General features: G+C 68.8%; 28 protein-coding genes. 20 read left to right on the top strand and 8 right to left on the bottom strand.

The window, feature by feature from the left end; genetic code table 11:
- The first annotated feature begins 113 nt into the window (after positions 1 to 113).
- From B7D75_RS19105 to B7D75_RS19085, 5 genes are all read left to right on the top strand, one after another.
- Positions 114 to 1,514 carry a sigma-54 interaction domain-containing protein gene (locus B7D75_RS19105; RefSeq protein ID WP_058175159.1) on the top strand — a complete coding sequence of 467 codons (1,401 nt, stop codon included), beginning with the start codon at positions 114 to 116 and terminating at the stop codon, positions 1,512 to 1,514.
- A 12-nt stretch (positions 1,515 to 1,526) separates the two neighbouring features.
- Positions 1,527 to 2,297, top strand: coding sequence for an NAD-dependent deacylase (locus B7D75_RS19100; protein WP_053817515.1), 771 nt, complete (start codon positions 1,527 to 1,529; stop codon positions 2,295 to 2,297).
- Positions 2,298 to 2,362: 65 nt separating this feature from the next.
- On the top strand, positions 2,363 to 2,980 hold the full coding sequence (locus B7D75_RS19095) for a C40 family peptidase (RefSeq protein ID WP_023443045.1): 618 nt from the start codon (positions 2,363 to 2,365) through the stop codon (positions 2,978 to 2,980).
- A gap of 82 nt (positions 2,981 to 3,062) precedes the next feature.
- Positions 3,063 to 3,596 (top strand): C40 family peptidase, encoded by a 534-nt coding sequence (locus B7D75_RS19090; RefSeq protein WP_034079568.1) that lies wholly within the window; start codon positions 3,063 to 3,065, stop codon positions 3,594 to 3,596.
- Between the two features lie 14 nt (positions 3,597 to 3,610).
- The gene (locus B7D75_RS19085) at positions 3,611 to 4,273 is read left to right on the top strand and encodes an O-methyltransferase (protein WP_058175158.1); all 663 of its coding nucleotides are present in this window, start codon (positions 3,611 to 3,613) and stop codon (positions 4,271 to 4,273) included.
- A gap of 7 nt (positions 4,274 to 4,280) precedes the next feature.
- On the opposite strand, the gene B7D75_RS19080 is transcribed toward B7D75_RS19085, so the two are convergent.
- Positions 4,281 to 5,195: a LysR family transcriptional regulator gene (locus B7D75_RS19080; RefSeq protein ID WP_058175157.1), complete on the bottom strand. Its 915-nt coding sequence runs from the start codon at positions 5,193 to 5,195 to the stop codon at positions 4,281 to 4,283.
- A gap of 300 nt (positions 5,196 to 5,495) precedes the next feature.
- Here B7D75_RS19080 and ycaC point away from each other — a divergent pair, with 300 nt between their 5' ends.
- The 7 genes from ycaC to B7D75_RS19045 all read left to right on the top strand — a co-directional run bounded on the left by ycaC (position 5,496) and on the right by B7D75_RS19045 (position 12,367).
- Positions 5,496 to 6,113 carry an isochorismate family cysteine hydrolase YcaC gene (ycaC, locus tag B7D75_RS19075; protein ID WP_034079571.1) on the top strand — a complete coding sequence of 206 codons (618 nt, stop codon included), beginning with the start codon at positions 5,496 to 5,498 and terminating at the stop codon, positions 6,111 to 6,113.
- A 142-nt stretch (positions 6,114 to 6,255) separates the two neighbouring features.
- Entirely contained in the window at positions 6,256 to 6,663 is a 408-nt protein-coding gene (locus B7D75_RS19070; protein WP_034079572.1) for an OsmC family protein, read from the top strand.
- A 27-nt stretch (positions 6,664 to 6,690) separates the two neighbouring features.
- Positions 6,691 to 7,251 (top strand): NAD(P)H-dependent FMN reductase, encoded by a 561-nt coding sequence (locus tag B7D75_RS19065; RefSeq protein ID WP_034079574.1) that lies wholly within the window; start codon positions 6,691 to 6,693, stop codon positions 7,249 to 7,251.
- Between the two features lie 26 nt (positions 7,252 to 7,277).
- Positions 7,278 to 8,225, top strand: coding sequence for a pirin family protein (locus tag B7D75_RS19060; protein ID WP_043101925.1), 948 nt, complete (start codon positions 7,278 to 7,280; stop codon positions 8,223 to 8,225).
- 157 nt (positions 8,226 to 8,382) lie between these two features.
- The gene (locus B7D75_RS19055) at positions 8,383 to 8,856 is read left to right on the top strand and encodes an SRPBCC family protein (protein WP_033998814.1); all 474 of its coding nucleotides are present in this window, start codon (positions 8,383 to 8,385) and stop codon (positions 8,854 to 8,856) included.
- A gap of 2 nt (positions 8,857 to 8,858) precedes the next feature.
- Complete coding sequence (gene kefB, locus B7D75_RS19050) at positions 8,859 to 10,700, top strand: glutathione-regulated potassium-efflux system protein KefB (protein ID WP_003152168.1); 1,842 nt, start codon at positions 8,859 to 8,861, stop codon at positions 10,698 to 10,700.
- A 167-nt stretch (positions 10,701 to 10,867) separates the two neighbouring features.
- Entirely contained in the window at positions 10,868 to 12,367 is a 1,500-nt protein-coding gene (locus B7D75_RS19045; RefSeq protein ID WP_107114330.1) for a flavin-containing monooxygenase, read from the top strand.
- Positions 12,368 to 12,382: 15 nt separating this feature from the next.
- On the opposite strand, the gene B7D75_RS19040 is transcribed toward B7D75_RS19045, so the two are convergent.
- The 4 genes from B7D75_RS19040 to B7D75_RS19025 form a co-directional block, all read right to left on the bottom strand.
- Complete coding sequence (locus tag B7D75_RS19040; RefSeq protein ID WP_003152166.1) at positions 12,383 to 13,318, bottom strand: DedA family protein/thiosulfate sulfurtransferase GlpE; 936 nt, start codon at positions 13,316 to 13,318, stop codon at positions 12,383 to 12,385.
- A gap of 142 nt (positions 13,319 to 13,460) precedes the next feature.
- Positions 13,461 to 14,159 carry a pirin family protein gene (locus tag B7D75_RS19035; protein WP_033998817.1) on the bottom strand — a complete coding sequence of 233 codons (699 nt, stop codon included), beginning with the start codon at positions 14,157 to 14,159 and terminating at the stop codon, positions 13,461 to 13,463.
- A 224-nt stretch (positions 14,160 to 14,383) separates the two neighbouring features.
- Positions 14,384 to 15,544 carry a murein transglycosylase A gene (mltA, locus tag B7D75_RS19030; RefSeq protein WP_034079577.1) on the bottom strand — a complete coding sequence of 387 codons (1,161 nt, stop codon included), beginning with the start codon at positions 15,542 to 15,544 and terminating at the stop codon, positions 14,384 to 14,386.
- A 95-nt stretch (positions 15,545 to 15,639) separates the two neighbouring features.
- Positions 15,640 to 16,533 (bottom strand): LysR family transcriptional regulator, encoded by an 894-nt coding sequence (locus B7D75_RS19025; RefSeq protein WP_043101929.1) that lies wholly within the window; start codon positions 16,531 to 16,533, stop codon positions 15,640 to 15,642.
- 86 nt (positions 16,534 to 16,619) lie between these two features.
- On the opposite strand from B7D75_RS19025, the gene B7D75_RS19020 reads away from it, so the two are divergent.
- Together B7D75_RS19020 and B7D75_RS19015 are read left to right on the top strand one after the other, a co-directional pair.
- The gene (locus B7D75_RS19020) at positions 16,620 to 17,399 is read left to right on the top strand and encodes an NAD(P)H-dependent oxidoreductase (protein WP_107114329.1); all 780 of its coding nucleotides are present in this window, start codon (positions 16,620 to 16,622) and stop codon (positions 17,397 to 17,399) included.
- Between the two features lie 96 nt (positions 17,400 to 17,495).
- Positions 17,496 to 18,326 carry a hypothetical protein gene (locus tag B7D75_RS19015; RefSeq protein WP_012076638.1) on the top strand — a complete coding sequence of 277 codons (831 nt, stop codon included), beginning with the start codon at positions 17,496 to 17,498 and terminating at the stop codon, positions 18,324 to 18,326.
- 34 nt (positions 18,327 to 18,360) lie between these two features.
- On the opposite strand, the gene B7D75_RS19010 is transcribed toward B7D75_RS19015, so the two are convergent.
- Positions 18,361 to 18,972 carry an NAD(P)H-dependent oxidoreductase gene (locus B7D75_RS19010; RefSeq protein ID WP_053814280.1) on the bottom strand — a complete coding sequence of 204 codons (612 nt, stop codon included), beginning with the start codon at positions 18,970 to 18,972 and terminating at the stop codon, positions 18,361 to 18,363.
- Positions 18,973 to 19,066: 94 nt separating this feature from the next.
- Between B7D75_RS19010 and B7D75_RS19005 the strand changes: the two genes are divergently transcribed.
- Both B7D75_RS19005 and B7D75_RS19000 read left to right on the top strand, forming a co-directional pair.
- Positions 19,067 to 19,675: a TetR/AcrR family transcriptional regulator gene (locus tag B7D75_RS19005; RefSeq protein WP_034079580.1), complete on the top strand. Its 609-nt coding sequence runs from the start codon at positions 19,067 to 19,069 to the stop codon at positions 19,673 to 19,675.
- Positions 19,676 to 19,713: 38 nt separating this feature from the next.
- Positions 19,714 to 20,562: an aminoglycoside phosphotransferase family protein gene (locus B7D75_RS19000; protein ID WP_079385032.1), complete on the top strand. Its 849-nt coding sequence runs from the start codon at positions 19,714 to 19,716 to the stop codon at positions 20,560 to 20,562.
- A 52-nt stretch (positions 20,563 to 20,614) separates the two neighbouring features.
- Here the strand turns inward: B7D75_RS19000 and B7D75_RS18995 are convergent, their stop codons facing one another.
- Complete coding sequence (locus B7D75_RS18995) at positions 20,615 to 20,947, bottom strand: hypothetical protein (RefSeq protein WP_012076635.1); 333 nt, start codon at positions 20,945 to 20,947, stop codon at positions 20,615 to 20,617.
- Positions 20,948 to 21,061: 114 nt separating this feature from the next.
- Positions 21,062 to 21,868 carry an AraC family transcriptional regulator gene (locus B7D75_RS18990; RefSeq protein ID WP_058136169.1) on the bottom strand — a complete coding sequence of 269 codons (807 nt, stop codon included), beginning with the start codon at positions 21,866 to 21,868 and terminating at the stop codon, positions 21,062 to 21,064.
- Positions 21,869 to 22,011: 143 nt separating this feature from the next.
- Here B7D75_RS18990 and B7D75_RS18985 point away from each other — a divergent pair, with 143 nt between their 5' ends.
- The 4 genes from B7D75_RS18985 to B7D75_RS18970 are packed head-to-tail and all read left to right on the top strand — an operon-like array spanning position 22,012 to position 25,385.
- Positions 22,012 to 22,200: a DUF1656 domain-containing protein gene (locus tag B7D75_RS18985; protein ID WP_012076633.1), complete on the top strand. Its 189-nt coding sequence runs from the start codon at positions 22,012 to 22,014 to the stop codon at positions 22,198 to 22,200.
- A gap of 13 nt (positions 22,201 to 22,213) precedes the next feature.
- The gene (locus tag B7D75_RS18980) at positions 22,214 to 23,122 is read left to right on the top strand and encodes an efflux RND transporter periplasmic adaptor subunit (RefSeq protein WP_058129198.1); all 909 of its coding nucleotides are present in this window, start codon (positions 22,214 to 22,216) and stop codon (positions 23,120 to 23,122) included.
- Complete coding sequence (locus B7D75_RS18975; protein ID WP_107114328.1) at positions 23,122 to 25,140, top strand: FUSC family protein; 2,019 nt, start codon at positions 23,122 to 23,124, stop codon at positions 25,138 to 25,140. Before B7D75_RS18980 ends, B7D75_RS18975 begins: the two co-directional genes overlap by 1 nt.
- The gene (locus B7D75_RS18970) at positions 25,137 to 25,385 is read left to right on the top strand and encodes a DUF2790 domain-containing protein (protein WP_012076630.1); all 249 of its coding nucleotides are present in this window, start codon (positions 25,137 to 25,139) and stop codon (positions 25,383 to 25,385) included. Before B7D75_RS18975 ends, B7D75_RS18970 begins: the two co-directional genes overlap by 4 nt.
- The last annotated feature ends 10 nt before the right edge of the window (positions 25,386 to 25,395 follow it).

Genomic DNA, 25,395 nt, shown 5'->3' with positions numbered 1-25,395 from the left:
GATTTCCCTGGCTTTGCGGTGGATTCGTTGATCCGGACCAAGGACCGGAAGCCGCGGATGGTCGATCATGGGACATCTGTCGATATCTCGACATCAGGAAACGGGGGGCGCACATGGCACTTGTCGAAAAACCGACGAATTCAACGCGAAGCGACGAGCTGGCCTGGCTGGTCGGCTGTCTCGCACCGATTTTCGATGGGTTGCGACAACCGGTCACGGTGGTCGATCCGGCTGGCCGTTTCGTCTACTACAACCGCGCCAGTGGCCTGCTCGACGGCCTCGATCCGCAACAGGCGCTGGGCATGCACGTGTTGCAGAGCGCGCCCTGGCTGGCGGCGGAGCAGAGCACCCTGCTGCGTTGCCTGGCCCAGGGGCGGCCGTCCATCGATACCGTACAGGCCTATGTCGGCGCCGGCGGCGAATTGCTGCAGTACCGCCACCGGGCGGTTCCGCTGCATGGACGTGGCGGCGAGCTGGTCGGCGCGATGGAGGTCGGCGAGGTGGTGGCGGAGGCTGACGAGCCCGCTGCCGCGGGCGACTGTCCGGCCATTCTCAGCGAGGCGCCGAGCCTGCTGCGGCAATTGCGCCGCCTGGACATCTTCGCCGCCACCGACCTGCCGCTGCTGATCCATGGCGAGACCGGTACCGGCAAGGAACTGTTCGCTCGCCGCGCCCATGCGCTGAGCCCGCGGCGCGGCGGCCCGATGATCAGCCTGAACTGTGCGGCGATCCCCGAGACCCTGCTGGAAAGCACGCTGTTCGGCACCACCCGCGGTGCCTTCACCGGCGCCGAGAACCGCAAGGGCATGTTCGCCCTGGCGCAGGGCGGGACGCTGTTCCTCGACGAGATCAACTCCATGCCCATGGCCATGCAGAGCAAGCTGCTGCGGGTGCTGCAGGATGGCAGCTACCTGCCGCTGGGCAGCCTGAGCCCGCAGCGGGCCGACGTACGCCTGATCGCGGCGAGCAACCAGCCGCCGCGCCAGGCGATCGCCGAGGGACGCCTGCGCGAGGACCTCTATTACCGGCTGGACGTGGGCAGCCTGTGCATCCCGCCGCTGCGCGAGCGTCCCGGCGATGTCGAACTGCTGGCGCGGGCCTTCGTCCGGCGCGATGCGCGCAGCCTCAACCCGCGCGTCACCGCCCTTGGCGAGCGGGCATTGGCGCAATTGCTGGCCTGCGACTGGCCGGGCAACGTCCGGCAACTGGAAAACGTGATCCGCCGCAGCCTGCTGCTGCACGGGGAGGGCGGCGCACTGCTGGATGAGGTGGCGTTCGCCGACGACGGCGCCGAGGCCGTGGTCGCCGAGGCCGCGCGCGCGCTGAAGACCGCGGCGGTCGGAGGCCTGCGCGAGGCGCTGGCGCAACAGGAGCGCAACCTGATAGAAGACGCCATGCGCCAGGCACGCGGCAATCTCTCCCGGGCCGCCGCGCGGTTGCGGATACCGCGCACGACCCTGCTCGGCCGCATGCGCCGACTGGGTTTGTCGCCAGCCGCCAGCTCGCCAGCCTGACAGGAGCCGCCCATGGACAGCCACAACCCGATCGCCATCGTCGCCCGCGCCCTGCGGCATGCCGAGCGCATCCTGGTCATCACCGGCGCCGGCCTTTCCGCCGACTCGGGGATGCCGACCTACCGTGGCCTCGGCGGCCTCTACAACGGGCGCACGGAGGAGGGCCTGCCGATCGAGGCGGCACTCTCCGGGCCGATGCTGCGGCGTGATCCGGCGCTGTGCTGGAAGTACCTCGCGGAACTCGGCAAGGCTTGCCTGGCGGCGCGGCCCAACGCCGGCCACGAAGCCATCGCCGAGTTGCAGAAGCGCAAGCCGGAATGCTGGGTGCTGACCCAGAACATCGATGGCTTCCATCGCCAGGCCGGCTCGCCGGTCGAACGCCTGATCGAGATCCATGGCGAACTGGCGCCGCTCTACTGCCAGTCCTGCGGCGCCGAGAGCGGCGGCCTGGAAGAACATCTGCACGGCCGGCTGCCGCCGCGCTGCGCGGCCTGCGGTGGCGTGCTGCGGCCGCCGGTGGTGCTGTTCGAGGAAATGCTGCCGGAGGCGGCGATCGACGCCCTGTACCGCGAACTGCGCAAGGGCTTCGAGGCGGTGCTGGTGGTGGGGACCACCGCGAGCTTCCCCTACATCGTCGAGCCGGTGCTGCGCACGCGCCAGGCGGGAGGCTTCACCGCGGAGGTGAATCCCGGCACCACCGACCTCAGCGGGCGGGTCGATGTGAAAATGACAGGACGAGCCTTAGACATCATGCCGCAGGTGCTGAGTCACATTTATCGATAAAAAACTTGCATAGGTTTGATCGAGAGGGCAAATTAGCCCGCTAGTAAAACTAATGAGACACGGTCGTGCCCATGCTTAAACGCTTAGCACCCCTCGTGCCCATGAGTTTCGTTCTGTTGCTGGCCGCATGCGCCAGCCATTCGCCGGAGCCGCAGGTCGCCAAAGAGCCGGCCGCAGCCAAGAGCAGCATCGACGTCGAACGCGACGTGATCGCTTGGCAGAATGTTGAGGACGAAGGGGCGGACAATTCATCGGCTGGTACGCCTGCGCTGGCGTCCAGCATCCTCGAGCGCGCTTTCGAGCTGATCGGTACGCCGTACCGCTTCGGCGGCACGACGGCGAAAGGCTTCGATTGCAGCGGCTTCGTCGGCTACCTGTTCCGCGAGGAGGCCGGCATCAAGCTGCCGCGCTCCACCCGCGAACTCATCGATATGGACGTGCCGCTGGTCTCCAAGGACGAGTTGCAGCCCGGCGACCTGCTGTTCTTCAACAACCGTGGCCGTGGCCGCGTCAGCCACGCCGGCATCTACATCGGCGACGGCCAGTTCATCCATTCCGCCAGCCGTCGCAGCGGCGGGGTGCGGGTGGACAGCCTGGACTCCAGCTACTGGAGCCTGAGCTACATGGAAGCCAAGCGGGTGCTCGAGCCTGGCTACAAGGACACCCTGACCAGCAAGCGCTAAACTTAAAGTTTTACTTTAAGTATTGCGTTTAACTCTTTGTCGTAGCAAAGTGAAGGCATTCCGTACCAGGAAGGCTTTCACTATGCACGCACTGGCTCGATTCTCGCTCCTCGCCTTTGCTGCGCTGCTTACCGCCTGCGCCAGCAAAGCGCCGCCTCCCGCGCCCGCCAAACAGGTCGTGTTCCGTCCGGCGACGAATTTCTCCCCCGCCGCCGACGATGTATTGTTCCGCGCCCTCGGCCTGGTGGGTACGCCCTACCGCTGGGGCGGCAACACGCCCGATTCGGGCTTCGATTGCAGCGGCCTGATCAACTTCGTCTACCGCGACATGACCGGCATCCAGCTGCCGCGCTCGACCCGCGAGATGATCTCCATGCGCGCTCCCAGCGTGCCGGTGCAGGCCCTGCAGACCGGCGACCTGGTGTTCTTCGCCACCTCCGGCGGACGCACGGTCAGCCATGCCGGGATCTACGTCGGCGAGGGCCGCTTCGTGCACGCGCCACGCACCGGCGGCACGGTACGCCTGGACAGCCTGCAGAACAGCTACTGGCAGCGCGCCTACCTGGACGCCAAGCGCGTGCTGGTCGGCCCTTCGCCGCTGGCGCGGATGCCCTGAGGCGAGGAGGGCGCATGACCACCCGCACCCTCAACCTCGACGACAACCTGTACCGCTACCTGCTCGACGTCTCGCTGCGGGAAACCCCGCTGATGACCCGTCTGCGCGAGGAGACCGCGAGACTGCCCAACGCGCGTTGGCAGATCGCTCCCGAGCAAGGCCAGTTCATCGCCCTGCTGCTCACCCTGATCGGCGCTCGGCGGGCGCTGGAGGTCGGCACCTTCACCGGCTACAGCGCGCTGTGCATGGCCACCGCCCTGGGCGAACAGGGGCGCCTGACCTGCTGCGACCTGCCCGGCGACTACCATCTCACCGCGCGCCGCTACTGGCGCGAGGCCGCTGTCGAGGAGCGCATCGAACTGCGCCTCGGGCCCGCCCTGGAAACCCTGCGCGCGCTGCTCGACGAGGGCCAGGCCGGGCAATTCGACCTGGCCTTCATCGACGCCGACAAGGCCAACTATCCCGAATACCTGGAGGCCGCGCTGGCGCTGGTGCGCCCGGGTGGGCTGGTGCTCTTCGACAACGTCCTGTGGAGCGGCCGGGTGCTCGAAGCGCAACCCAGGAGCGCCGATACCCGCGGCATCCAGCGACTCAACCTGGCGCTGAAGAACGACGCGCGGGTGGACTACTCGCTGCTGCCGATCGGCGACGGGCTGAGCGTCTGCCGCAAGCGCTGAGCGACGCTCAGCGCACGCCCCACGGCGGCGTGTTGAGCGTCTGCTGGAGAAACTGGACGAACAGCCTGACCTTCGGCGACAGGGTCGCCGCTCGCGAATACATGGCGTAGATCAGGTCGTCCAGCGGCCGCTCCTCGGGCAGGGCCTCCACCAGGCGGCCGGCGGCGAGGTCCTCGGCGACGATGAACAGCGGCAGGATCGCCAGGCCCAGGCCGCGCACCGCGGCGTCGCGCATGGTCTGGCCGTTGTTGGTGTTGAAGCGTCCGCGCGGGGTGATCATCCGCGCCGGTTCGCCGGCCACCCGCGGTTCGAAGCTCCACAGCTGCGACGGGGTATTGTGGCTGTAGCCGATGCAGGGATGGCAGAGGATGTCCTCGAGGCGCTGCAGCGCGCCGTGCCGCTCCAGGTACTCCGGACTGCAGCACACCACCCGGCGGCTGGTGCCGAGCTGGCGGGCGATCAGCGAGCTGTCCTGCAGGCGGGTGATGCGGATCGCCAGGTCGTAGCCTTCCTTCTCGAAGTCGATGATCCGGTCGTCCAGCTGCAGCACCACCTCCAGGCGCGGGTTGCGTGCCATGAACTCCATCACCAGCGGGCCCAGCCAGAGCGTGCCGAAACTCATCGGCGCCATCACCCGCAGTTCCCCGCACAGGTCGTTCTCGCGCAGGGCCACGCTTTCCGCTGCGTTGTTCAGGTCCTGCACCGAAGCCTTGGCCGACTTGTAGAAGAAGCCGCCGGCCTCGGTCGGCTCGACGTTGCGCGTCGAGCGGTAGAGCAGGCGCACGCCCAGGTGGCGCTCGAGGTCGCTGACGCGTTTGCTGATCACGGACTTGGACAGGCTCATGCGTTCGGCGGCGGCGCTGATGCTGCCCAGCTCGACCACGTTGAGGAAGGCCTGTATGTCTTCAAGGCGCAGACTCATGGCTAATCTCGAAACAATCGGGAGGCAGACTGTCGCATGCGGGCGAACTCCTGGTAAGGGGCTGGCTGTGCCGGGCGCGCTGTGTCGAGAGCGGCAGGGCAAGCGTAGCGCGCCGGCAGGGGAGGATCGTTCGCCTTTGGAGAACACCGTTTTCTCGTTTTGCCGGGCGGTAAAACACCGCCGCCGCCACTACTCTTGATGGGCGGTCGGCACTGCCGAGGCCGCCCAAGCCTGCCTCGCCAGAGGCGCTTCGATTCATACCGCGCGGCGACGGACGCCGCCCGAGACCGGAGAAAAACCATGTCCTTCACCTACAAGCGACTCGACAAGAACGATGCAGCGGTCCTGTTCGTCGACCATCAGGCAGGCCTGCTCTCCCTGGTCCGCGACTTCAGCCCGGACGAATTCAAGAACAACGTCCTGGCGCTGGCCGACATCGCCAGGTTCTTCAACCTGCCGACCATCCTCACCACCAGTTTCGAAGACGGCCCCAACGGCCCTCTGGTGCCGGAACTCAAGGAAATGTTCCCGCAGGCGCCCTACATCGCCCGGCCGGGCAATATCAATGCCTGGGACAACGAGGACTTCGTCAAGGCGGTCAAGGCCACCGGCAAGAAGCAACTGATCATCGCCGGCGTGGTGACCGATGTCTGCGTGGCCTTCCCGACCCTGTCGGCGCTGGAAGAGGGCTACGACGTGTTCGTCGTCACCGACGCCTCGGGCACCTTCAACCCGGTGGTGCGCGATGCCGCCTGGGCACGCATGTCCGCCGCCGGCGCGCAACTGATGAACTGGTTCAGCGTCGGCTGCGAACTGCACCGTGACTGGCGCAACGATATCGAGGGCTTCGGCGCGATCCTCGGCGGCCATCTGCCGGCCTACGCCAACCTGATCCAGAGCTTCAGCGTGAAGAAGTAAGCCGACCGCGCCGGACCCGGACACAAGGCACTCCGAGCATCGGGTGCCTTGTGTCGTTTTCGCCGCGGGTGTTTTCATTCAGACGCCGCCTTTCGCCGGAACACGAGGTTTCGGCGCGCCTTGCCTCCACAGGAGAGAACCCATGGCAACCCAGGTCATCCACGCCTCCCTCGGCACCACCCCCTACCGCGTCAGCCTCAGCGACGACAGCCATCAGTGGCTCAGCGACGTGCCCGCCGCGCTGGGTGGCGGCGACAGCGGCCCCTCGCCGCACGAGATCCTGCTCTCGGCGCTCGGCGCCTGCACCGCGATCACCGTGGCAATGTACGCGCAGCGCAAGCAGTGGCCGCTGGAAGGCATCGACGTGCAGTTGAACATCGTCGAGGAGCGCACCAAGCCGGAACCGTTCACTCACATTCGCCGCGAGATCCGCCTGGACGGCGCGCTGGACGCGGAACAGCGCCAGCGCCTGCTGGAGATCGCCAATGCCTGTCCGATTCATCGTGTACTCTCCGGAGAGGTCAGCATCAGCAGCCAGCTGCGCGACTGAACCCGCACACACAGGAAGGAACAGCACATGAGCGACGACAGCATCAAGGTATTGGGCATTTCCGGCAGCCTGCGCAGCGGCTCCTACAACAGCGCCGCGTTGCAGGCGGCGATCGGTCTGGTCCCGGCGGGGATGAGCATCGAGCTGGCGGATATCTCCGCTATCCCGCTGTACAACGAGGACGTCTACGCGCTGGGCTTCCCGCCCGCGGTGGAGCGGTTCCGCGAGCAGATCCGCGAGGCGGACGCGCTGCTGTTCGCCACCCCCGAGTACAACTACTCGATGGCCGGGGTGCTGAAGAACGCCATCGACTGGGCCTCGCGGCCGCCGGAGCAGCCGTTCTCCGGCAAGCCTGCGGCGATCCTCGGCGCCAGCGCCGGGCGCTTCGGCACCGCGCGGGCGCAGTACCACCTGCGGCAGACCCTGGTGTTCCTCGACGTGCATCCGCTGAACAAGCCGGAGGTGATGATCTCGAGCGCGCAGAACGCCTTCGATGCCCAGGGCCGGCTGCTCGACGACAAGGCGCGTGAGCTGATTCAGCAGCAGTTGCAGGCCCTGCAGCTATGGGTACGGCGTCTGCGCGGTTGAATGCCTCGTCACCGGAGAGCCTGATCATGAGCAATACCGAAGAGCGTTGCGACCTGTCCTCCTCGCGGGACTGTCCGGAACGCCGCGAACACCTGCTGCAACGCGTCACCGCCCGCGCGGCGGAAATCGGCGGCGGGCTCACCGTCAGCCGGCTGATGCCGTCGCGCCAGCGGCGGATGATCGGCGCCTGGTGCTTCCTCGACCACGCCGGCCCCGCCGAATTCGAGCCCGGCGGCGGCCTGGCGGTGGGCCCGCATCCGCACATCGGCCTGCAGACCTTCACCTGGATGATCCAGGGCGAGGCGCTGCACCGCGACAGCCTGGGCAACGTCCAGGTGATCCGCCCGGGCCAGGTCAACCTGATGACCGCCGGCCACGGCATCGCCCATACCGAGGAGTCGCTGCCCGACGAGCGGCATGCCCACGCCGCGCAACTGTGGATCGCGCTGCCCTACGAACAGCGCGACATCGCCCCGGCCTTCGACCATCATCCCGACCTGCCGCGCTGGCAGGAGCAGGGCGTGACCCTCACCCTGCTGGCCGGCGCGCTGGCCGGCCGGCAGGCGCCGTGCCGGCTTTACTCGCCGCTGCTCGGCGCCGACCTGGCCTGCCACGACGCCTCGACCCTGCAACTGGCGCTCGACCCGCACTTCGAGTACGGCCTGTTGCCGCTGGAGGGGGGCCTGGAGGTGGGCGGCGAGCATTTCGCGGTGAACGAACTGGCCTACCTGGGCGATGGCCGCGATGGCCTGCGGCTGCAGCTCGATCCCGGCGCGCGGGTCCTGTTGCTGGGCGGAGCGCCGTTCGGCGCGGAAATCTTCATGTGGTGGAATTTCGTCGGCCACAGCAAGGCCGAGATCGCCCGCGCGCAGAAGGCCTGGGAGGAGGGGGATGCCCGCTTCGGCCGGCTCGATGCCCTGGAAGGCGCACGCTTGAGCGCTCCGCCGATTCCCTGGAAGATCGACGCCGAATGAGGACGATGTGCCGCCGGGCACTCCGGCGGCGTCCTCGAATGCCTGTCGGCGATGGTGCGGACCTGAGGTCTGGCGATTTGCCGGCAGCGGGAAAACTTTCTGCCCCCATCGCCGGTCAGAACTCGCCTATCGCATGCACGAACAGGAAGTGAGCCACATGCAATTCGAACACCTGGTCCAGGTCAATGACCGGACGCTTGTCGACCTGCCGGTCCTCGACCGGCTGCAACTCTGGGAAGGCCTGGTCTGCCGTGCGCGCGAGCCGCAGCATTTCGTCGTCGGCCTGGAGCGCTTCGAGATCCTCGCCGATGACGGCGACCGCCTGCACCGGCGCCTGTACCTGCCGGGCCTGGTGGTCGAGGACGAGGTGGTGCTGAAGGCGCCGGACACTGCCCACTACACCATCAAGCCGAGCGCCGAGGTGGCCGGCGGCAGCCTCGACATGACCATCGAGGAGCCGGAGCCCGGCTCGCTGTTCGTGCGTTTCGCCTACTGCACCCGCTACCTGCAGCCGCTGGGCGACGAACTGCCCTACGACGCCTTCGTCAGGCAGGCCTATATCGCCATGGATGTGGAAACCATCGCCACCATCCGCGACCGGTTCGGCGCCAGCGCCGCCAGCGGGAGTTGAGCGTGGAACACGGAAGCAGTTTTCTCCAGTCCGGCGTGGTCTTCCTGATCGCGGCGGTGTTCATGGTGCCGCTGGCCAAGCGCCTGCAACTGGGTGCGGTGCTCGGCTACCTGCTGGCCGGCGTGCTGATCGGTCCCAGCGTGCTGGGGCTGGTGGACAACCCGGAAAGCGTCGCGCAGATCTCGGAGATGGGCGTGGTGCTGCTGCTCTTCATCATCGGCCTGGAGCTGTCGCCGCGGCGCCTGTGGGTGATGCGCAAGTCGGTGTTCGGCGTCGGCCTGCTGCAGGTGCTGCTCACCGGCCTGGTGATCGGCACGGTGGCCCTGGTCGGCTTCGGCCAGCCGGTGAACAGCGCGGTGGTGCTCGGCCTGGGCCTGGCGCTGTCGTCCACCGCGTTCGGCCTGCAGATCCTCGCCGAGCGCAAGGAACTGACCCAACCTCATGGCCGCCTGGCGTTCGCCATCCTGCTGTTCCAGGACATCGCGGCGATCCCGCTGATCGCCATGATCCCGCTGCTCAGCGGCGCGCACAGCGACGCCGGCGGCAGCGAACTGACCCAGACCCTGAAGGTGGTCGGCAGCATCGCCGCGGTGGTGGTCGGCGGTCGCTACCTGCTGCGCCCGGTGTTCCGTATCGTCGCCCAGACCAAGCTGCAGGACATGTCCACCGCCACCGCGCTGCTGGTGGTGATGGGCACCGCGCTGCTGATGGAACTGGCCGGCGTGTCCATGGCCCTCGGCGCCTTCCTCGCCGGCCTGCTGCTGGCAGACTCGGAATACCGGCATGAGCTGGAAGCGCAGATCGAGCCGTTCAAGGGCCTGCTGCTCGGGCTGTTCTTCATCAGCGTCGGGATGAGCGCGGATGTCAGCCTGCTGCTCAAGTCGCCGTGGATGGTGCTCGGCCTGACCGTGCTGCTGATCGCCCTGAAGGCGCCGGTGCTGTATTTCGTCGGACGCATTTCCGGCGGCCTCGACAAGGCCTCGGCGCTGCGCCTGGGCGTGGTCCTGGCGGCCGGCGGCGAGTTCGCCTTCGTGGTGTTCAAGATGGCCCGCGACCAGGGCCTGTTCGAGAACGACCTGCACAACCTGCTGGTGCTCTCCATCACCCTGTCGATGGCCCTGACCCCGCTGCTGGTGCTCGGTCTCGCGCGGCTGCTGGCGAAGCAGCCGGAGGCGGTCAAGCCGCCGCCGGAAATGGAGCGCATCGACAACGACGACACCCCGCGCGTGGTGATCGCCGGGGTCGGCCGCATGGGCCAGATCGTCGCCCGGGTGCTGCGCGCCCAGCGCGTGCCGTTCATCGCCCTGGACACCTCGGTGGAGACCATCGAGCTGACCCGTACCCTGGGCGCCATCCCGATCTTCTACGGCGATCCGATGCGCCCGGAGATCCTCCGCGCCGCCCAGGTGGAGAAGGCCGAGTTCTTCGTCATCGCCACCGACGATCCGGAGACCAACATCGAGACCGCCAAGCGCGTGCGCAAGCTGTATCCGCACCTGAAGATCATCGCCCGCGCGCGCAACCGCCAGCACGTCCACCTGCTGCTGGACGCCGGGGTCGAGCCGGTGCGCGAGACCTTCTTCTCCAGCCTGGAGATGAGCCGCATGGTGCTCTGCGGCCTGGGCCTGAGCGAGGAGCAGGCCGACGCGCGGATCCGCCGCTTCCGTCGCCACGACGAAGAAGTGCTGGCCTCCCAGCACCTGTTCTACAACGATCGCGACGCGCTGATCAAAAGCGCCCGCGAGGCGCGGGTGGAACTGGAGACGCTGTTCCAGACCGACCAGCTGGAGGATCGCGGCGCGGTGCCGGCGGAGACGCCGGAGGGCGCCTCCCGCGCCTCCTAGCCGATCGCCCATGCCGGCGCGCCGGCATGGGTAATTCCCGCGCCAGGGTCCATACTTGCCGGGCAACGCAGTACGAAGGTTGGGATACCCCCGTGGCATCCCCTCTGTAGGGTGGAGGGCAGCAGCCCAGCAGAACGGCTGGACGCATCCGCCGATCGAGGAACCTTATGCCTGTCGAACACCTGGACGTACTCATCGTCGGCGCCGGCCTGTCCGGCATCGGCGCCGCCTGCCACCTGACGAAGCACTGCCCCGGCAAGCGCTTCGCCCTGCTCGAAGGGCGCGCGGCGATGGGCGGTACCTGGGACCTGTTCCGCTACCCCGGCATCCGCTCCGACTCGGACATGTTCACCCTCGGCTACAACTTCAAGCCGTGGAGCGATCCGAAGGCCATCGCCGACGGCCCGTCGATCCGCCGCTACATCGAGGACACCGCGCGCGAGAACGGCATCGACCGGAAGATCCGCTACCGCCATCGGCTGCTCAAGGCCGACTGGGATTCCGCCGCCGCGCGCTGGAACCTCGACGTGCAGCGCGACGACGAGCCCGAGCCGCTGCGCATGACCGCGCAGTTCCTGCTGATGTGCACCGGCTACTATCGCTACGAGGCCGGCTATACGCCGGAGTTCGCCGGTCGCGAGGACTTCGCCGGACGGATCGTCCATCCGCAGTTGTGGCCGGAAGACCTCGACTACAGCGGCAAGAAGGTGGTGGTGATCGGCAGCGGCGCGACCGCCGTCACCCTGGTGCCATCGATGACCGACAAGGCCGCCCATGTCACCATGCTGCAACGCTCGCCGTCCTATGTGATCACCCTGCCGCAGAAGGACGCGATCTCCAATTTCCTTCGCCGCTTCCTCCCGGAAACCTGGGTCTATCGCCAGGCGCGGGCGCGCAACGTGGCGATGCAGATGATCTTCTTCATGCTCGCCAAGGGCTTCCCCGGCCTGGTCCGCAAGGCCCTGCTCAAGCTGGCCAGCCTGCAACTGGGCAAGCAGTTCGACATGCGCCACTTCAGTCCCCGCTACAAGCCGTGGGACGAGCGGGTCTGCGCGGTGCCGGACGGCGACCTGTTCAAGGTGCTGCGCAAGGGCAAGGCCTCGGTGGTCACCGAGCACATCGACCGCTTCGTCGACAGGGGTATCCGCCTGAAGACCGGCGAAGTGCTGGAGGCGGACATCATCGTCACCGCCACCGGTCTCGACCTGGTGATGTTCGGCGGCGCCGAGATCGCGGTGGACGGCAAGCCGTTCCAGGTCAACCAGAGCATGGGCTACCGTGGCATCATGCTGCGCGACCTGCCGAACCTGGCGGCGGTGCTCGGCTACACCAACGCCAGCTGGACCCTCAAGGCCGACCTTTCCAGCGAGTACTTCTGCCGCCTGATCAACCACATGGACGCCATCGGCATGCGCCAGGTGACCGCCCGCGACACCAGCGGCGACGTGCGCGAGGAGCCGTTCCTCAACCTCAACTCCGGCTACATCCAGCGCGCCGCCGATCGCATGCCCAAGCAGGGCGACCGGATGCCCTGGAAGCTCTACCAGAACTATGTCCTCGACCTGGCGCTGCTGCGCTATGGCAAGGTCGAGGACGGCTACCTGGTGTTCTCCTCGCCGGCCTCGCAACGCCAGGGCGACGGCGCGGCGGTGCAGGCGCTGGGTTGAGTCCGGCGCCTCCGCTCAAGCCTCCGCCAGGGCCTGCCCGTGGGCCTTGTGCCAGGCGTCGAGGCCGCCGGCCAGCGCCCAGGTGCGCTTGAAGCCGGAGGCATTGAGACGCTCGGCGAGGATGGCGGCGGAGAGTTCGTGGGGACAGGCGCAGTAGATGACGATGCTGGCGTCCCTGAGGTCGCCGGGCAGTTCCTTCAGCGACACGTTGAGTTCCACCGGTATCGCGCCCGGTATGCCGCTCGGCTCGTCGTCGTGATGGGCGCGGACGTCGAGAATCACCGGCACCTGCCCCTGTTCGCGCAGGCTTTCCAGTTCCTCCACGCTGATTCGCGGAATCCGCCGGCTGCGCGACAGCAGGCGCTGGCGCTGCCAGAGCTTCCAGGCGATGAAGGCGGCGAAGGCGCCGGCGATCAGCAGCGCGCCGATGGCCGCGTAGTCGCTGAGCAAGGCCAGCAGGTGGTCCAGCGCATCGCTGAAGATCACTCCCAGCAGCAGCGCGGAACCGGCCCACAGCGCCGAACCGGCGGCGTCGTAGGCGAGGAAGCGGCGCAGGCGGGTGCGGGTCATGCCGGCCAGGGTGGTGGACAGTGCGCTGGCGCCGGGCAGGAACTTGGACATCAGCAGCGCCCGCGGGCCGACCCGCAGGTACATGTTCTGGCTCTGGCGGATGCAACTGTCCTGGGACAGCGAGACCTTGCAGATGCTGCGCAGGAGGAAGCCGCCGTAGCGGCGCCCGGCCAGGTACCAGGCGATGTCCGCCAGCAGGCAGGCGAGCACCACCACCAGCAGGACGACGCCCAGCGGCGCGCCGACACCCTGCATGGCCAGCGCGCCGGCGACGATCAGCGCCGGGTAGGCGGGAATCGGCAGGCCGGCCTGTTCGCAGAGCACATTGAGGAACAGCAGGAGCAGCCCGTGGTTCTCCAGCAGGGGTTGCAGTTCACGCATGGCGGAGCCTCTCGGATTCTTCTGCGGGTAGTGTGGGCGCGAAGCGTGAAGCTGGGAAGAACGAACGTGGCGGGGCCGCTGCTCCGTGGCCTCTGGCGAGACGAAAAAAGCCCCTCGCCCGCGAGGGCGAGGGGCTGGCGCGTCAGGCCACTTCCACCAGCAATACTTCGCTGTCTTCCAGGGCCGTCACCTTCAGCATCGGTTCGTCGCGTACCGCGAGACCATCGCGGGCCTCGGCGCGCACGCCGTTGACTTCGATGCTGCCGGAGGCCGGCACCAGGTAGGCGCGGCGGCCGTTCTCCAGGGCGTACTCGGCGCTCTGCCCGGCCTTCAGGGTCACCGCGGCGACCTCGGCGTCGGCGCGGATGTGCAGCGCCTCGGCGTCATTCGCATCGCCGCTGGCGAGAGTGACGAAGCGTCCATCGCGCTCGGCCTTCGGGAACGGCTTGGACCCCCAGCGTGGCTGGTCGCCACGGCGATCGGGGATGATCCAGATCTGGAAGATCCGGGTGGTCTCGGCCTCGAGGTTGTACTCCGAGTGGACGATGCCGGTGCCGGCGCTCATCACCTGCACGTCGCCGGCCTCGGTGCGACCCTTGTTGCCCAGGCTGTCCTGGTGGGTGATCGCGCCTTCGCGGACGTAAGTGATGATTTCCATGTCGCGGTGCGGGTGCGGGGGGAAACCGCTGCCGGCGGCGATCTCGTCATCGTTCCAGACCCGCAGGCGACCCCAGTCCTCGCGCTCCGGGTCGTAGTAGTCGGCGAAGGAAAAATGATGGCGCGCGTTCAGCCAGCCGTGGTTGGCATGGCCCAGACGGTCGAAGGGGCGACGTTCGATCATGATCGGATCTCCATTGGGCCCGGCGCCGCGCGTTTGGGGCGAGGGGCGGGCGGTTGATGGAAAAATGATCCGCTTTATTTATTTGATTAAAAAGCGCGAATATTTGCTTTTACTTATCTTGTTTGTTGATGATTTGGCAATGGATTCGCTCGCCTGGCTTGTCATGCCGGCCGCATCGACGCGACGCTGGCCGGCGGCGCGCTGGCGCCCCGGCCGCGCGTTCTTCAGGTGGCGGGCAGCGGCACGCCCCTGGGCCACAGCAGCCAGAGGCGACCGGGCTGCTTCATGTGGCCGGCGAGTTCGCCGGCGGCGTCGCCGGTACCCCAGAACAGATCGGCGCGGACCTCGCCGACGATCGCCCCGCCGGTATCCTGCGCCGCCACCGGACGGACTACCGGGCTGCCGTCATCGGGGCGGGTGGTGGACAGCCACATCAGGCTGCCCAGCGGGATCACCTTGCGGTCGATGGCCACGCTGTAGCCGTCGGTCAGCGGTACGTTCAGCGAGCCGCGCGGACCTTCGTCGCTGTCCGGGCGCTGGCTGAAGAACACGAAGCTGGGATTGCTCGCCAGCAACTCGGAAACCCGCTGCGGATTGGCCTCGGCCCAGTCGCGGATACGCTTCATGCTGATCTCCTCCTTCGGCACCAGGCCCTGCTCGACCAGCCAGCGGCCGACCGGCTTGTACGGGTGGCCGTTCTGGTCGCCGTAGCCGATGCGCAGTTGCCGGCCGTCTTCCAGCTGGATCCGTCCGGAGCCCTGGATCTGCAGGAACTGCAGGTCCATCGGGTCGCCCAGCCAGGCCAGCACCGGCGCACTGGAACCGTTGTCGCGGATCGTCGCGGCATCGTCGTAGGGTTTCAGCACCCGGCCTTCCAGACGCCCGCGCAGGCGCTTGCCCTTGAGCTCCGGGTAGACGCTTTCCAGCGAAACCACGATCAGGTCGTCCGGTACGCCGTAGACCGGTACCGGGGTCTTCTCGCCCTGGCTCAGGCTGCCGTGGTAGACCGGTTCGTAGTAGCCGGTGATCAGGCCCTGGTCGCCGTTGCCGGAGGACCTCAGGCTATAGACCTGCATCTGCTCGCGGAGGAACGCACGTACCGCCGCCGGATCATCGGCGACCGTCGTGGCGCTGGCACAGGGCGCGCCCCACACAGGGTCCCTGGCCAGCCGCGCGCAGGCCGAGCGCCAGGCGTTGAAGCCGGCGAGCAGGTCGGCGTCGCTGGTGGCCGGCAGGGCATCCCAGGGGACACTGTTGTAGGTGGTGGTTTCGGCGGGTTCGGGGGGCGGCTCTTTCTGGCTGCCGTCGTCGCATGCCGTCAGCAGGGCGGCGAAGGGGAGCGCGCAGAGCAGCAGGCGGCGCCAGGGATGGGACGGAAACTTCACGCCAAGGATTTCCCGGTGGTGGATCGAAGCCCGCTAGCTTGGGCAAAGCGCGACGGTGCGTCAAACCGCGGCGACGATCGAAGCGTATCGTTGCGTTACACCGATGCGGCGACCAGTTCGCGCAGCCAGCGATGGGCGGGATCACGATGCGAGCGTTCGTGCCAGAGCATGGCCAGGTCGTAGCCGGGCACCTCCAGTGGCGCCTCCACCACCCGTAGCGTGTCGCGGCCGCGTGCCAGCCGCGACGGCAGCATCGCCACCAGGTCGGTGCTCTCCAGCACCGCGCGGAGGAACAGGAAGTGCGGCACCGACAACGCTACCCGACGCTCCGCGCCGAGTTCGGCGAGCGCCTGGTCGGTGGGACCGAGGAAGCCGCCGCCGTCGGGCGAGACGATCACCTGGTCGAGGCGGCAGAACTGCTTCAGCGTCGGTCGCCGGCGCAGGCCCGGATGCCCGGCGCGCCCGGCCAGCACGTAGCGCTCGCTGAACAGCCGGCGACAGCGCAGCCCCGGCGGCGCCTCGTCGAGGGTGTGGAAGGCGAGGTCGATCTCGCCGCGCTCCGCCTGCCGGCTGACCTGCGCCGGCGCCAGTTCCAGCACCGCCAGCCGGCTGTCCGGCGCCTGCCCGCGCAGCGCGGCGAGGATCGGCAGGAGGACCGCCGACTCGGCGTAGTCGGTGGCCGCGACCCGCCAGGTATGCCGCGACTGCGCCGGATCGAACGGCGCGGCTGGCGCCACCGCCTGTTCCAGCGCCTCCAGGGCCAGGCGCAGCGGTTCGCGCAGCTCTTCCGCCCGCGCCGTCGGGCGCATCCCGCGCGGGCCGGGAAGCAGCAGCGGATCGTCGAAGATCGCCCGCAGCTTGGCCAGGTGCACGCTCACCGACGGCTGGGAGAAATTCAGGCGCTCCGCCGCGCGCGTCACGTTGTGTTCGGTGAGCAGCACGTCGAGGGTTACCAGCAGGTTCAGGTCCAGACGTCTGAGATTATTCATGGCTATACCTGGGATTTCGGATATTCATTTCAACTATATGCGGGGCTGGCCGATCCTGCGCTCACCTTTTTTTGCGGAGAGCCGCCATGAACGTACTGATCGTCTATGCCCATCCCGAACCACGCTCGCTCAACGGCGCGCTCAAGGATTTCGCGGTCGCCCGCCTCGAGGCGGCCGGTCATGCGGTGCAGGTCTCGGATCTCTACGCGATGGGCTGGAAGGCCGCGCTCGACGCCGCGGACAGCCTCGAACCCGCGACCGGCGAGCGCTTCGATCCGTCCCGCGACTCACTGCGTGCCTTCCAGAACGGCCGGCAGAGCGCCGATATCGCCGCCGAGCAGGACAAGCTGCGCCGGGCCGATGCGCTGATCCTGCAATTCCCGCTCTGGTGGTTCGGCATGCCGGCGATCCTCAAGGGCTGGATCGACCGCGTCTATGCCTGCGGTTTCGCCTACGGGGTCGGCGAGCACTCCGACAGCCACTGGGGCGACCGCTACGGCGAGGGACGGATGCAGGGCAAGCGGGCGATGCTGGTGGTCAGCGCCGGCGGCTGGGAGTCGCACTACGCCGCGCGCGGCATCAACGGGCCGATCGACGACCTGTTGTTCCCCATCCACCATGGCATCCTGCATTACCCCGGCTTCAACGTGTTGCCGCCGTTCGTCGTCTACCGCACCGGCCGGCTCGACGCCGGGCGCTTCGCCGCGCTCGGCGAGCAACTGGGGCAGCGCCTGGACGAACTGTGGCGGACCGCGCCGATTCCGTTCCGCCGGCAGAACGGTGGCGACTACGCGATTCCCGCGCTGACCCTGCGCGACGAGATCGCCCCGGGGCGGGTCGGCTTCGCCGCGCACCTGGCGGAGTAGTTCGCCCACCAACGGCCCTTCGCATATATGATGTCGCGCCGCCAGGAGCAGACGCTTCCGGGGGAGTGCATCGGACGCCGTTTCACAGGGAGACTCATGTCGATTCGTACATTTCTGCTGCTGGGCATGGTCGGCGCTTTGCTGGGGGGATGCCAGGCGGTTTCCCGGCCGCCGGCGCCGGAGTTCGTCCTTCTGGGCTCCGAGGAGGAGGTCAGGAGCGCCTGCGCAGCCATGGCCTGGCGGGGGATCACCTGCCGCGTCGATGGTGTGCTGCTGGAGGAGACCCAGTATCGAAAACTGATGATGCCGGTGGCGTCGCAGCTGTGGGACCAGAGCATGAAGGTGGTCGGCGTGCTCGACCTCACTACCCACGTAGCGTCCAGCGGGTTCCGCTACTTCAGCGCGACGGGCCACCAGGAGATCTACCGGCGCGACGAGCCGGATGCGGTGAGGCGGACCCAGGAGTTCGACCAGGCATTCTGGGGATACCTCGCCCAGTCGTTCCGGGTCGCCCGCGTACCGCCCGATGATCCGAGGGTCGCGCAGTTCATCGCGGCGTCCGAGCAGCGTGTTCGCCAGGAGCAGGAGCGTCTTCGCGAGCAACAGCGCCTGGAAGCCAGGAAGGCCATCGAGGAGGCCGAGCGGGCCCGCCTCGAGGCGGCGCGCCGGGCCTATGAGAAGACCGATGCCTACAAGGCCGAACGGGCCAGGGAGGCGATCCTGGATTGCCGGGCGACCATGGCCGCCGCCCGTGAGAGCATCGCCTGGGACAACCGGGTCGCTGACATCTCCGGCTACGAGAATCGCTGGATACGTCGCCGTGCCGCGGTGGATATCGTCCAGTGCCAGGACCTCATTCCGCAATACTGGCGGGAATACAAGCAGTACGGCGGCAAGGCCCGCTCGATCGGCGAGCTGGGGTACTGAGAGCGGGCGGTTGCCGCTGGTGGCCGAGCGGGTGCTAGGCGGAGACCGGGGTCTTACCGGACGTGGTGACGAACAGCGCCCGCCCGATCTCCCGGGCGTGCGCCAGGTGGCGTGCCGGATCGGAGGTTTCCGATTCCAGCAGCAGCTCGGAACGGACCACCCGGGCGCCGCAGTAATCGAAGATGCCATGGTCGATCTGCGTCCGCATCGCCGCCGCGTAACCGTGGCGCTCGAAGGTACCGGGGTCGGCGCCGCCGACCCCCACCAGCACCACGCGCAGGCGCTGCAGCTTCTTCCGCAGGTCGCCGCCGATGCTGTAGTCGAAGGCCCAGCCATTGGAGAACACCCGGTCGATCCAGCCCTTGAGCAGCGCCGGCATCGACCACCAGTAGACCGGATAGACCAGTACCAGGATATCTGCGCGGTCGAGGCGCGCCTGTTCGGCGAGGACGTCGGCCGGCGCCGCCGCCTGTCCGCGGTGCACGGCGTGGTCGGCCAGGCCGAAGCGCGGCTCGAAGCCTTCCGCGGCGAGATCGGCGATTTCCGCCGAATGGCCGCTCTGGAGGATGCCCTCGGCGATGCGCGCGGCGAGGGCGTGGGTGAGCGAACGGCGATCGTGATGGGCGACGACGACGAGGGCATGCATGGGACGGGTCTCCTGCGGGGAATTGCGGGAATGGGAGGGGATCGATATGCTGGAAACAAGTTACCTTTAGTAAGTTACTTTTAGTAGGTTGTGTATGTCAACGCATTCTCCCGAAGAACCGGCGCCGCGTCGGCGGCTGTCTCGCGACGAGCGCCAGCGCCAGCTCCTCGACGTGGCCTGGAAGCTGGTGCGCGAAGAAGGCACCGAGGCCCTGACTTTGGGCCGCCTTGCCGAGCAGGCCGGAGTGACCAAGCCGGTGGTCTACGATCACTTCGGCACCCGCGCCGGACTGCTCGCGGCGCTCTACCAGGACTACGACCTGCGCCAGACGGCGCTGATGGACGCCGCCCTGGAGGCCGGCGAGGCGACCTTGCGCGGCCGCGCCAAGGTCATCGCCTCGGCCTACGTCGACTGCGTGTTGCAACAGGGGCGGGAGATTCCCGGGGTGGTCGCGGCGCTCGCCAGTTCGCCGGAGCTGGAGCGGATCAAGCGCGACTACGAGGCGCTGTTCATGGACAAGTGCCGCGCCGTGCTGGAGCCCTTCGCCGGCGGCGGGCGGCTCTCGATCGCCGGCCTGCGGGCGATGATCGGCGCCGCCGAGGCGCTGTCGCACGCCGCCGCCACCGAGGAGATCAGCCCCGAGGAGGCGCGCCGGGAACTGCTCGTCGCCATCGTCGCGATGGTCGAGAGAAGTCGCCCATGAGCGAGCCGCCGGCCCTGGAGGAATACCGTCGCGCAATCCTGGCGCAGTGCCCGGAACTGACGGGCGCTTCCTTCGCCATCCTGGCTTCGGGCTGGCATTCCACGGCGGTGGAAGTGGATGGCCGCTGGGTCTTCAAGTTTCCCCGCGGCGCGGAGGCCGAGGCGGCGTTGCTGCGCGAAGCCGCGCTGCTGCGCCTGGTGCGGCCGGCGGTGCGCCTGCCGGTGCCGGCGCTGCGGGTATACGCCGGGCCGCCACGGTTTTCCCGGCACGCGAAGCTGCCGGGCGGCTTTCTTCTCGGCGAGCACTATCGGCGCCTGGATGAGCCCGCGCGGCAGGCCGTGGCCGAGGCGCTGGCTGGTTTCTACGCCGAGCTGCACCGCTTGGAGCCGGCCCGCATGCTGGCGGCCGGCGCCTTGCCGGTGGCGCCCTGGCAGGCCCCCGCGGCGATTCGCCAGCGGGCGCTGGTGGCGCTGCCTCGCGCCTGGCGCGAACGTGCCGGGGGGTTGCTGAGGGAGTACGCCGGGCTACCTGCCGACCCGCTGGGTTCCACCTACGGTTTCTTCGACGGGCACGGCTGGAACATGGCCTTCGATGCCGAGGCCGGGCGACTGAACGGGGTATACGACTTCGCCGATTCGGGGATCGGCCCGCTCCACCAGGAGTTCATCTACTCGAACTTCATCGATGCCGACCTGACCGAGCGCATCGTCGCGGCCTACGAAGCGGCCAGCGGGCGGCGCCTGGAGCGGCGGCGGATCGCGCTGCTGACGGTGGTGCACCGCCTGTCGGAGCTGGCCGAGCTGGCGGACGATCCGCGCCACCTGCCGGCGATGCGCGCCAGCGCCCTCGACGGTCTGGCGCTGGCGGAGCGGCAGGGACTGCTCTGAGGCCTTCCCGTCATAACCGCCGGGCGCGCGCGGTCGGCCACCGTGGGCCGGTTCAGAGATAGGCTTGCGCGCGGCGGCGGGAGCGCGGCATACGATTCTTCCCGGACAGTTCGTTGAGGCGCGTCTGCCAGGCGTCGCGCGCGGCGTCGCCGCCCTGCCGGCGGGCGGCGTGCTTGATCCTGGCATTGGCCCGGGGCGCCGCCGCAGCGGCGGTGGGAGCAACGGCGGCACTGGCCGGAGCGGCGTGTTCCTGGGCCTGGGTGAAGGCGTTGGTGCGCCGGCAGGTCTTGCAGGTGACCTGCCCGACCGCGCTCGAGCCGTTCACGTTGCTGTCGCCGCGACCGCAAGCTGCCTGGCCGGATTCGCTCAAGAAGTGCGTAACCATCTGATCCTCCTGGACAAAAAAGGGCGGCATTATTCCCAGAAGTGCTCCCGAGTGCCAGCCTTGGGAGAAGTGTCCTGACGAACAGCAAGGCGATCTGCCACGGCGCGCTGACGCTCAGTCCGGTGGCCGGCGCATGCTCTCGCGCACATAGCGGGCAGGGGAGTTGCCGAGGGCCTTGCGGAACATGCCGATGAACGAACTGACCGACTCGTAGCCCAGGGTTTCGGCGGTGCGCTGCACCGAGGCGCCGGCGGAGAGCTGCTGCAGGGCGATGATGATCTGCAGCTGCTGGCGCCATTGGCCGAAGGTCATGCCGGTTTCGCGGCGGACCAAGCGTGCCAGGGAGCGCTCGCTCATCGCCACCCGCACGGCCCAGTCGGCCATGCTGGCGCGGGCGTTCGGCCGCCGGGTCAGTTCGTCGGCGATCCGGCGCAGCCCGGGATGGTCCGGCAATGGCAGGTAGAGCTGTTCGGTGGGCGCCTGTTCCAGCAGTTCCAGGAGCACGCCGGCCAGGCGCGCGAGCGGGCCGGTGGGCGGGTAGTCCTGCGGCTGCTCGCTCAGGTGCAGGATCAGTTCGAGGATCAGCGGCGACAGGGCGAGGGTGCAGCAGTCGTCCGGCAGCCGCGCCGCGCCAGGCTCGACGAAGAGAAAGCAGACCTTGCCGTTGGCCGTGACCCGGTTGCTGTGCGCGATGCCGCCGGGGATCCACACGCCGAAACCGGACGGCACCATCCATAGCCCATCGGGCACGCTGCAGGTGATGCCGCCGCGGCAGGCCACCACCAGCTGGCCCTTGCGGTGGCGGTGCACCGGCACCTCGGTGTCGTTGTGCCGGGCTTCCAGTTGCAGGGCCAGCGCCGACTGGACGAGGGCGTCGGGATCGAAGCGCTCGGCGAGGTAAGTCTGCGATTCGCGGTTCACGGCGGTTTCCGGGGGGTTGTCCGAATTCGATTATTTTCTGGCTGAATGCTCGATATCTGCAAGTCGCCGCGCTTCGTAGCATGCGTCCATCAACCCGACAGGAGCGGCCGACCGCTCCGCGCCCTCGATGCCCTGGTGCCCGCATGCTCAGCGAAGTCTCGGTTTCCGGCCTCTACGTGCCGCCCCTGTTCATCTACCTGTGCCTGGCCATGCCGCTCTACCTGCTGCTGGAGCGCCTGGCGGCGCGCTGGTTGGAGCGTGCCTGGCATCCCGGCCTGCTGCGCTTTTTCCTGTCGTTCATCGTGCTCGCCGTGCTGGTGCTGAAGTTCTGACCCCGAGGTGCCCATGTTCATCGTTCGAATCTGCAAGGTCGCCGCGACCCTGGGTTGCGGCCTGGTCGCCCTGAGCCTGGCGTCGCTGCTGTGGAAAGCCTATGTGCTGGCGCCCTGGACCCGCGACGGGCGGGTCAGCGCCCAGGTGATCCGCATCGCCCCGGAGGTCTCCGGCACCCTCGACGCACTGTTCGTCGGCGACAACCAGCAGGTGTCGCGCGGCGATCCGCTGTATCGCATCGACCCGAGCAGCTATCGCCTCGCCGTGCGCCAGCGCCGGGCGGAGCTGGCCCAGGCGCGGGAAACCCTGCGCCAGCGCGACGAGGAATGGCGCCGCCGCGCGCAACTGGCCGGAGCGATGTCACGAGAGGCGATCGCCAACGCCGGACGCGCCTTGCGCATCGCCCGCGCCCAGGCCGACGCCGCCGGCGCCGCGCTCGACCAGGCGCTGCTCGACCTGCGCCGCAGCGACCTGCGCGCGCCGGTCGACGGCTACGTCACCCAGCTGCGCGTGCAGCCCGGCGACTACGCGACGGCGGGCGAGACCAATCTCTTCATCGTCGACCGCCACAGCTTCTGGGTCACCGGCTACTTCGAGGAAACCAAGCTGCGCAACGTGCGCCTCGGCGCGCCGGCGAGAATCCGGCTGATGGGCTTCGACCCGCTGCTGGAAGGGCATGTCGCGAGCATCGGCCGCGGTATCGCCGACCTCAACGAAAACCGTGCCGACAGCGGCCTGCCCCAGGTCAGCCCGACCTTCAGCTGGATTCGCCTGGCGCAGCGCGTGCCGGTGCGCATCGAGCTTGACCGGGTGCCGCCGGAAGTGGTCCTGGCCGCCGGCATGACCGGCAGCGTCGAGGTGCTGCAGCCGGGCAGCGAAGGGCGCTGGCGGCTGACCCGCTGGCTGCAGGAGTACCTCTGATGGCGGCGTCGGTCCTGCGCGCCCGTGGCTGGCACGCGGCGCTGCCGTTGCCCTGGGACGCGCACAGCCTGGGCTATGTGCTGCGCAGCATTGGCGCCGCGGCGCTGGCCCTCGGCCTGGGTCTCTACCTGCAGCTGGATGCGCCGTTCTCCGCGGCCTCCACCGTGCTCCTGCTGGTCAACCCGGTGCAGGGGGCGGTGGTCGGCAAGGGCTGGTGGCGAGCCGTGGGCACCCTGGCCGGCGCGCTGGCCGCCTTCGTCCTCAGCGCGCTGTTCGCGCAGAAGATGTTGCTGTTCGTCATCGCCCTGGGTTTCTGGCTCGGCCTCTGCGTCGGCGTCATGAGCCTGGTCCGGCACTTCTACGCCACCGCCGCGGTGGTGGCCGGCTATACCGTCTGCCTGGCGCTGGGGCCGGCGATGGTCGAGCCCGGGCTGGCCTTCGGGCATATCGTCACCCGCGCTTCGGCGGTGATCGTCGGGGTCTGCAGCCTGAGCCTGGTGACCGTGCTGTTCAGCCGCCGGACCATGCTCCAGCGCCTGCGCGACCGGCTCGGCAGGCTGTGCGCGGCGGCCCTGGAGCTCCTCGCCGCGCGTTGCGTCGGCGCTCTCGACGAGGCGCAGGAGAGCCGTTGGCGTGGCCTGGTCGGCGAGGTGTATGCGCTGGACGACCTGCTCGGCGTCGGGCGCGCCGAGTCACGCAGGTTGAACGCCGCGGTCGCGGCGATCCGGGGCGGCCTGGCGGCGCTGTTCGCCACGCTGATGGAGTTCCGCCTTGCCGGCGAGGCGGAGCGGGACCTGGCTCGGCCGCTGGCCGGCGAGCTGCGGGTCCTGGGCGCCGGGCTGGAGCGCGGCGAGGCGGATTTCGCCGGCGCCGCGCTGCGTATCGAGGCGTTGCGCGAGCGACTGGCGGCGAGCGCTCGGCGCCTGCCGGCGGAGGACTTGCGGGCCTGCCGCGAGGCGTTGCAGCTGGAGCGCCTGGGCGATCAACTGGCGGACCTGGGCGTGGCCCTGCGCGGTTTCGCCCGGCTCGATGGCCATCCCCCCGCCCACGAGCGCCCGGTGGCGTTCCATCGCCACTACCGCGAGGCCCTGCGCAACGGCACGCGGGCCTGGCTGGCGATGCTGATCGGCGCCGCCGCGTGGTTCCTCAGCGGCTGGGACCAGGGCCCGACCCTGCTCGCCGTGCTCGGCCCGTACTGCACGCTGCTGGCGGCTTCGGCGTTCCCCGCCGAGGGGACGCGCAACTTCATCCGCGGCACGCTCTACGCGATTCCCGCCGCGCTGTTCTGCAAGTTCCTGCTGCTACCGCTGGTCAACGGGTTCCCCTTGCTGGTGCTGTGCCTGGGCTTCTTCTGGTCGTTCGGCATCCAGGCCACCACCGTGCCCCGCCGGGCGCTGCAGGGGATTGCCTACCTGATCGCCTTCAATACGCTGGTCGCCACCGACAATGTCGCCCGGTTCGACTTCATCGACTTCGCCAACCAGTCCTGCGCCTGGGTGCTGGCGCTGTGCATCAGCCTGCTCGTGTACCGTCTGCTGCCGAAGGACCTGGCGCGGCATTCCACCGTGCTGCTCGATTACCTGCACCGCGAGACCCTGGCGCTGCTACGCGGTCGCCGGCGTTTCGACGCGCAGGCCTGGCAGTCCCGCCAGCAGCACCGTATCGCCCAGTTGGGCGCGTTGCACGGGGCGGACCACCCGCAGGCGCGCCAGGCGCTGCGCCAGGGCTTCCTGTCCCTGCAGCTAGGCCGCGAACTGCAGCGCCTGCGTGGCGCACGCTCGACCGCCGCGCCCGGCAGCGCCGAGGCGCTCGCCATCGCCGGCGGGCTCGCCGGCATCGCCGCCGCCCACCGCTTACCGGCCCGCGCCGCCCGTCACGCCCGGCGCGCGGCGAGGCGCCTGGCGAGCCTGGGAGCGCAACGTGACAGCTTGCTTTTCACCGACCTCGCCTGGTTGCTCCAGGCCTATGCGCAAGCCGCCTCGGCCGGCGGCGCGCCTTGCGAAGGAGAAACGCCATGAAGGCATCGTCCATCCTGGCAGCGCTGCTGCTGCTCGCCAGCCTGCCGGCGCCGGCCGCGGAACGCTTGCCGCCGGTCGAGCGCTACGCTTACCGGATGAGCCTGGACATCGCGCGGGTGCTCGCCGTCACGCCCCTGCCGGCGACCTGCGGGGTGGTCGCCCGGGTGATGCTCTACCGGGATCGCCAGGGGCGCCTGCATCGCCTGCAGTACCGGGCGCTCGGCGCGGGCTGTTCGCGGCACTGAGAAGGCCGCG

Origin of the sequence: Pseudomonas paraeruginosa (genome assembly GCF_003025345.2) — a bacterium.
Taxonomy (GTDB): Bacteria; Pseudomonadota; Gammaproteobacteria; order Pseudomonadales; family Pseudomonadaceae; genus Pseudomonas; species Pseudomonas paraeruginosa.
The sequence above is the reverse complement of the archived record's forward strand: the minus strand, read 5'-3'. Positions and strand labels throughout refer to the sequence as shown.

What these genes read in the sequence shown, in the direction of transcription:
- B7D75_RS19035 (WP_033998817.1), bottom strand. Translation starts at nt 14,159, where the DNA reads ATGATCGAACGTCGCCCCTTCGACCGTCTGGGCCATGCCAACCACGGC.
- B7D75_RS19010 (WP_053814280.1), bottom strand. Translation starts at nt 18,972, where the DNA reads ATGCATGCCCTCGTCGTCGTCGCCCATCACGATCGCCGTTCGCTCACC.
- ycaC (WP_034079571.1), top strand. Translation starts at nt 5,496, where the DNA reads ATGTCCTTCACCTACAAGCGACTCGACAAGAACGATGCAGCGGTCCTG.
- B7D75_RS19040 (WP_003152166.1), bottom strand. Translation starts at nt 13,318, where the DNA reads ATGCGTGAACTGCAACCCCTGCTGGAGAACCACGGGCTGCTCCTGCTG.
- B7D75_RS19015 (WP_012076638.1), top strand. Translation starts at nt 17,496, where the DNA reads ATGTCGATTCGTACATTTCTGCTGCTGGGCATGGTCGGCGCTTTGCTG.
- B7D75_RS19045 (WP_107114330.1), top strand. Translation starts at nt 10,868, where the DNA reads ATGCCTGTCGAACACCTGGACGTACTCATCGTCGGCGCCGGCCTGTCC.
- B7D75_RS19060 (WP_043101925.1), top strand. Translation starts at nt 7,278, where the DNA reads ATGAGCAATACCGAAGAGCGTTGCGACCTGTCCTCCTCGCGGGACTGT.
- B7D75_RS19020 (WP_107114329.1), top strand. Translation starts at nt 16,620, where the DNA reads ATGAACGTACTGATCGTCTATGCCCATCCCGAACCACGCTCGCTCAAC.
- B7D75_RS18970 (WP_012076630.1), top strand. Translation starts at nt 25,137, where the DNA reads ATGAAGGCATCGTCCATCCTGGCAGCGCTGCTGCTGCTCGCCAGCCTG.
- B7D75_RS19080 (WP_058175157.1), bottom strand. Translation starts at nt 5,195, where the DNA reads ATGAGTCTGCGCCTTGAAGACATACAGGCCTTCCTCAACGTGGTCGAG.
- B7D75_RS18985 (WP_012076633.1), top strand. Translation starts at nt 22,012, where the DNA reads ATGCTCAGCGAAGTCTCGGTTTCCGGCCTCTACGTGCCGCCCCTGTTC.
- B7D75_RS19105 (WP_058175159.1), top strand. Translation starts at nt 114, where the DNA reads ATGGCACTTGTCGAAAAACCGACGAATTCAACGCGAAGCGACGAGCTG.
- B7D75_RS19100 (WP_053817515.1), top strand. Translation starts at nt 1,527, where the DNA reads ATGGACAGCCACAACCCGATCGCCATCGTCGCCCGCGCCCTGCGGCAT.
- B7D75_RS19065 (WP_034079574.1), top strand. Translation starts at nt 6,691, where the DNA reads ATGAGCGACGACAGCATCAAGGTATTGGGCATTTCCGGCAGCCTGCGC.
- B7D75_RS18975 (WP_107114328.1), top strand. Translation starts at nt 23,122, where the DNA reads ATGGCGGCGTCGGTCCTGCGCGCCCGTGGCTGGCACGCGGCGCTGCCG.
- B7D75_RS19085 (WP_058175158.1), top strand. Translation starts at nt 3,611, where the DNA reads ATGACCACCCGCACCCTCAACCTCGACGACAACCTGTACCGCTACCTG.
- B7D75_RS19025 (WP_043101929.1), bottom strand. Translation starts at nt 16,533, where the DNA reads ATGAATAATCTCAGACGTCTGGACCTGAACCTGCTGGTAACCCTCGAC.
- B7D75_RS18980 (WP_058129198.1), top strand. Translation starts at nt 22,214, where the DNA reads ATGTTCATCGTTCGAATCTGCAAGGTCGCCGCGACCCTGGGTTGCGGC.
- B7D75_RS19005 (WP_034079580.1), top strand. Translation starts at nt 19,067, where the DNA reads ATGTCAACGCATTCTCCCGAAGAACCGGCGCCGCGTCGGCGGCTGTCT.
- B7D75_RS19055 (WP_033998814.1), top strand. Translation starts at nt 8,383, where the DNA reads ATGCAATTCGAACACCTGGTCCAGGTCAATGACCGGACGCTTGTCGAC.
- B7D75_RS18995 (WP_012076635.1), bottom strand. Translation starts at nt 20,947, where the DNA reads ATGGTTACGCACTTCTTGAGCGAATCCGGCCAGGCAGCTTGCGGTCGC.
- B7D75_RS19090 (WP_034079568.1), top strand. Translation starts at nt 3,063, where the DNA reads ATGCACGCACTGGCTCGATTCTCGCTCCTCGCCTTTGCTGCGCTGCTT.
- B7D75_RS19070 (WP_034079572.1), top strand. Translation starts at nt 6,256, where the DNA reads ATGGCAACCCAGGTCATCCACGCCTCCCTCGGCACCACCCCCTACCGC.